Annotated in this window: 5 protein-coding genes; 1 reads left to right on the forward strand and 4 read right to left on the reverse strand. The window is 65.3% G+C overall.

Features of this window, described 5'->3' with window-relative positions; genetic code table 11:
* Nucleotides 1-46 precede the first annotated feature (46 nt).
* Complete coding sequence (locus ABEL04_RS05625) at nt 47-955, forward strand: SCO family protein (RefSeq protein ID WP_375801406.1); 909 nt, start codon at nt 47-49, stop codon at nt 953-955.
* 20 nt (nt 956-975) lie between these two features.
* On the opposite strand, the gene ABEL04_RS05630 is transcribed toward ABEL04_RS05625, so the two are convergent.
* The 4 genes from ABEL04_RS05630 to ABEL04_RS05645 form a co-directional block, all read right to left on the reverse strand.
* Nucleotides 976-1,902 (reverse strand): SDR family oxidoreductase, encoded by a 927-nt coding sequence (locus tag ABEL04_RS05630; RefSeq protein WP_375801407.1) that lies wholly within the window; start codon nt 1,900-1,902, stop codon nt 976-978.
* A 63-nt stretch (nt 1,903-1,965) separates the two neighbouring features.
* Nucleotides 1,966-2,658 carry a ribulose-phosphate 3-epimerase gene (rpe, locus tag ABEL04_RS05635; RefSeq protein ID WP_375801408.1) on the reverse strand — a complete coding sequence of 231 codons (693 nt, stop codon included), beginning with the start codon at nt 2,656-2,658 and terminating at the stop codon, nt 1,966-1,968.
* Between the two features lie 397 nt (nt 2,659-3,055).
* Entirely contained in the window at nt 3,056-3,286 is a 231-nt protein-coding gene (locus ABEL04_RS05640; protein ID WP_375801409.1) for a hypothetical protein, read from the reverse strand.
* A gap of 87 nt (nt 3,287-3,373) precedes the next feature.
* Nucleotides 3,374-4,951, reverse strand: coding sequence for an acetolactate synthase large subunit (locus ABEL04_RS05645; RefSeq protein ID WP_375801410.1), 1,578 nt, complete (start codon nt 4,949-4,951; stop codon nt 3,374-3,376).
* Nucleotides 4,952-5,014: the final 63 nt, after the last annotated feature.

Consider the following 5,014-nt stretch of genomic DNA (forward strand, 5'->3'; position numbering starts at 1 on the left):
GGTTCAAAGAAAGCGATGCATTTCCCGTTTCCGCTTCAGAGTCCTTATGCGTGCTAACGTTCTTTTCGACGCGGCGGGGGAATCCGTTTTCTCGCAGGTTGCCCTGGCCGTGGCCCTCGTCCTCCTCTGGACCGGGAGTCTTCCTGTAGGCGTCCACGCTCAGCGGGCCAACCGCACCCCGGAAGAGCTTGAGAACGTAGGCGTCACTCAGAAGCCCGGAGAGCAGATTCCGAAAGATCTCACCTTCAGGAATGAGCAGGGCGAATCTGTCCGGCTCGGCCAGTATTTCGACGGCTCAACGCCGGTGATGCTGACCCTCAACTATCACCGGTGCCCGCAGCTGTGTAAGATTCAGCTCCGGAAGTTTGCCGAGTCGCTCAGCGGCATGTCGTGGACGGCGGGCAAGCAGTTCGAGGTCGTGACCGTCGACATCAATCCAAGGGAGGGTCCCAAGATGGCGCGCAAGGCGCAGGAGCGGTACAGCGGTCCACTGCAGAATCCCGAGAAAACCCTGGACGGCTGGCACTTTCTCACCGGCACACAGGGCGCGATCGACGCCCTCGCCGACTCGGTGGGCTTCCACTACAAGCCCCTCGACGGCAAGGCCCAGCAGTTTGCCCATCCCGCGGCGATCATCTTCCTGAGCGGCTCCGGCACCATCAGCCGATACTTCACGACCCTCAGTCCCACACCGGGGAACCTGCGGACCGCGCTTGTCGAGGCCTCGAACGGAAAGGTTGGAAACGTCATCGACCAGGCCTTCCTCGCCTGCGCCCAGTTTAATCCGAACTCGAATTCCTACTCGGCCAGCGCCTTCAAGGTCATGCGGTATGGCAGCATCGTGATTGCCCTCCTCATGGGTGCCGCACTATTCGTCTTCTGGCGCCGTGAGACGGAGCAGCTTAATGCGGCCGAGGAAGAGGGGCTCGACGCGGTGCTCGAGGGCCGCACCTGATCGGCCGACGGCTTGGCCCCTCACGACGACTCCGCTCCCTCTCCTTCCTCGGCGAGACCTGTCATTTTCCGGCTCAGTCGCCAGAGACGAGCGGCCGCCTTTTCGTCGTAGGCCTCGGGCGACGGATTGACAATCTCGGTTTCGTTGAAGTACTGCCCCGTCTTTTCCACCTCGGGCGACGCCGCAAGGTAGACCACGCTCTGCGCGCCCTCTTCGGGCCGCTTGTAGAGCCACGCGAACAGGCGAGCGAGACGTGAGAACCAGCCAGATCCCCGCCAGATATTGGTGTTCACCATCCCCGGGTGTACGGCGTTCACAAGCACGCCCTCGTCTCGAAGACGACGCGCCAGTTCGTGGGTGAAGAGGATGTTTGCGAGCTTCGACTGGCCGTGGGCCTGTAGGGGGCTATAGCTCTCCTCGGCGTTGATGTCGTCGAAATCGATGCTGTAGCCCCGGTGTGCCTCCGAACTGACCGTGACAACCCGGGCCTCACCTGCACGCCCGGCCGTCTCCTGGAGCCGGGGGAGAACAAGGTGGGTGAGAAGGAACGGCGCGAGATGGTTGATGGCAAACGTGGCCTCAATGCCGTCAACGGTTTCTTCGCGCTCCTCCAGGAATACCCCGGCGTTGTTGACGAGCACGTCGAGCCGCTCGTAGTCGGCCCGGAGCGTTTCGCCGAGGGCGTACACCTCTTCCTGCACGGCCAGATCCGCCAGATGCAGGTCCACCGTGTCCCCGTGGCTGGGGGCCGCCTGAAACGCGGCGGCCTGGATTTCCTCGCGGGCTTCGCGTCCCCGTGCTTCGTCGCGGCACACCATGACCACGCGGGCCCCGAGCCGCGCCAACTCCTTCGCGGTTTCCTTGCCGATGCCAGAGTTGGCCCCTGTGACCACGCACACCGTACCGTACATGTCCTTCAGTGCCGAGGGGCCGGGGCCGTCGCCCATGGTGCCTGTCGGGCTCGATGATCGATCCTCCGAACGGCAGCCCTCCGAGGCGACACAGTACGCCTACACCTCGAGCGTGAGGGCACTACGAAAGGCTTCGATGTTTTGCGCCACGGATTGGTCCCCACCAAAGATGGAACTACCTGCCACGAGAACGGTGGCTCCGGCCCGAAGCAGCTCCATCGCGTTGCCGGGCTGGACGCCCCCGTCGACCTCCAGGTGGGCGTCGGACCCGAGCGCGTTGAGCCGGCGCCGGAGCCGCTGAACCTTGGCCGTCGACTCTGCGATGTAGCTCTGCCCGCTGAAGCCCGGATTGACCGACATGACGAGCACGAGGTCGACAAACGGAAGAATGCCTTCGAGATGTCCGAGCGGCGTGGCGGGATTTAGGGCCACTCCCACCTCGCAGCCCGCGTCTCGGATCTGCTCCGACACGCGGTGCAGGTGCGGGCACGCCTCCACGTGCACGGTGAGAACGTCCGCGCCGGCGTCGGCGAAGGCTCCGACGTAGCGCTGAGGGTCTTCGATCATGAGGTGCACGCCGAGCTTGGCCTCGTGCCCATGGGCCACAGAAGAGAGGGCCTCCACCACATCCGGGCCCACGGTGATGTTGGGGACGAAGTGTCCATCCATCACGTCAACGTGGAGCCACTCGGCCCCAGCGTCGAAGGCCTCCTCAGCGCAGGCGGCGAACCGTCCAGCATCGGACGCGATGATTGAAGGGGCAATGGTGGGCATCGTAGGCGGGGCAGGCATGGAACGGGTGGGAAGTCGGCGGGAGCGGCACGTGACACTTAGAATAAAGGGGCCGCTCGGCTAAACAAAAAGCGATCCCTTACTCTTTCGGTGAAAGCTCCGCAATGTTCTTGCTCGGGGTCCCTCATTGGTCCGGGCCTGGCGTTCGTCTCCTGCTTTCCCCATCCGGTCCTCAGGGGGTCCCCCGTGTTATGCTCACGCACCGAATGCCGCCTTCCAGAGAGCTGTCCTCCATCGCAATGCGACTTCCGTCCGACCGTGGCCTTGCGGGCTCCCATCCGGCTTCGGCGGTTGTACATTGCTCCGACGACGTGGGGTTATCGTATCTCGGGGCGGGCGGCCCGAACGCGCTGTTTGCGCGGGCCATGGGTGCCGCTTTGCATGACCGGTGAGTTTTTTACAGCGCCATCAACACTTGGAGGTGGTCTTCGACCTCGTCCCAGGCGTCGGAGTCCTCCCCCCGCAGGCGCCGATACGCCTGGTCGGCCTGATTGAACAGTTGGTCGCGACGATGCTGCTCGACGAGTTTTCGGAGGGTGTCCGTGAGCATAAACCCCTCCTCCTCAGCAATGGCCTTCAGGTCGGCGTGGACGTCCCGATCAATTCGGATCGTCGTGCTATCCGCCATTGATTTCCGCTGCTATGCTTGTGTGGTTACATCTGTGTGCACGAACGTATACGACCGGGATTTTCAGGAGGAACAACATCACCGGGTTCATTTCACCGGCACCTCGATTAGACTCATCCCGTCCCCGATGGCCTGTTCGAAGGCCCCCCGCAGTTCGTCTGGCGTGGTGGGCCGGGACCCGTCGATGCCGAAGCTCTCGGCGAAGGCCGGGAGGTCCGGGTTTGTGAGGCCGGTGCCGAAGGCCTCGCCGGTGTGGTCCATCTGCTTTTCCGAGATGAGGCCGTAGTCATTGTCGTTGAAGACGACGATGGTGTAGCCGCAGCCCAGGCGGGTGGCGGTCTCGATCTCGGCGGCGTTCATGAGAAAGCCGCCGTCGCCGGTGGCCGCCACCACGTTCGCGTCCACCGCCAGGGACGCGGCGAGGCCGCCCGGCACGGCGATGCCCATCGACGCGAGACCGTTGGAGATGATGCAGGTGTTCGGCTCGTAGGTGGGAAAGTTCTGCGCGATGGCCATCTTGTGACTGCCCACGTCCGAGAGGAGCACGTCGGCCGGCGCCATGGCGTCGCGGAGGAGCGGCAGCACGTCGCGGAGGGCGAAGGGGGCCTCATCGGACGGCGACCGGTCCACGTCGGCGACGATCTGTTCGCGCAGGCCCGCGTACCACTCCGGGTCAAACGCGAGCCCGGCGCCCCGGCACCACTCCAGCAGGTCGTGGAGCGTCCGGCCGAGGTCGGCGACGACCTCCACCTCCGGGTTGTACGCCTCGTACACCTCGGCGGGCTCGCTGTCGACGTGGACGATGGCGGCGTCGCAGTTCCAGTCCGCCGGGTCGTGCTCGGCGATGTCGTAGCCGACGGTAAGGACAAGATCCGCTTCGGCGATGGCGCTGGCGGCCTCGCCCTCGTCCCCCGAGTCGAGCGTCATCAGCGAGTGGGGGTCGGCGTCGGACACGGCCCCCTTGCCCATGTACGTCGACACCACGGGCAGGTCGGTGCAGGCCACCAGCGTCCGGAGCGGATCGGCGGCGTCGGTGCGCACGGCCCCGTTCCCGGCGATCACGAGGGGGCGGTCCGCGTCGGCGAGTAGCGCTTCGGCGCGGTCGAGGGCCTCGGGATTGGGGGCGGCGAAGGGTACCGGGTCGCGGACGGGGAGGGGCTCCATCTCCGTCTCCTCGGCCGCCACGTCCTCGGGGAGTTCCAGATGTGTGGCCCCGGGCTTCTCGTACTCCGCCATCTTAAACGCCTTGCGGACCGACTCGTGGATGATGTCGGGGTCGTCTAGCTGGGTGTTCCACTTCGTCACCGGCGCGAACATGCCAAGCACGTTGATGGCCTGGTGGCTCTCCTGGTGGAGCCGCTCCAGGCTGCCCTGCGCCGTGATGGCGACGACCGGGCTCTTGTCGAGGTGCGCGTCGGCCACGCCGGTGAGCAGGTTGGTGGCGCCGGGGCCGAGGGTAGCCAGGCACACCCCGGCCTCGCCCGTAAGGCGCCCGTGTACGTCCGCCATGAAGGCCGCGCCCTGCTCGTGGCGGGTGGGGACGAACGTCACGTCCGAGTCGCGGAGCGAGAAGAGGAGGGCTTCCATCTCCTCCCCCGGCAGGCCGAAGACGTGCTCTACGCCTTCGCGTTCGAGGCAGGCGACGAGGAGGTCGGAAGCTTGCATGGCGGTGTCGAATCGACTGGAGGATGATGAAACGCAGCTGCTCCCCGATGTCCCATTCTGCAA

The sequence above is a fragment of the Salinibacter sp. genome, from assembly GCF_042218895.1.
Lineage (GTDB): Bacteria > Bacteroidota > Rhodothermia > Rhodothermales > Salinibacteraceae > Salinibacter.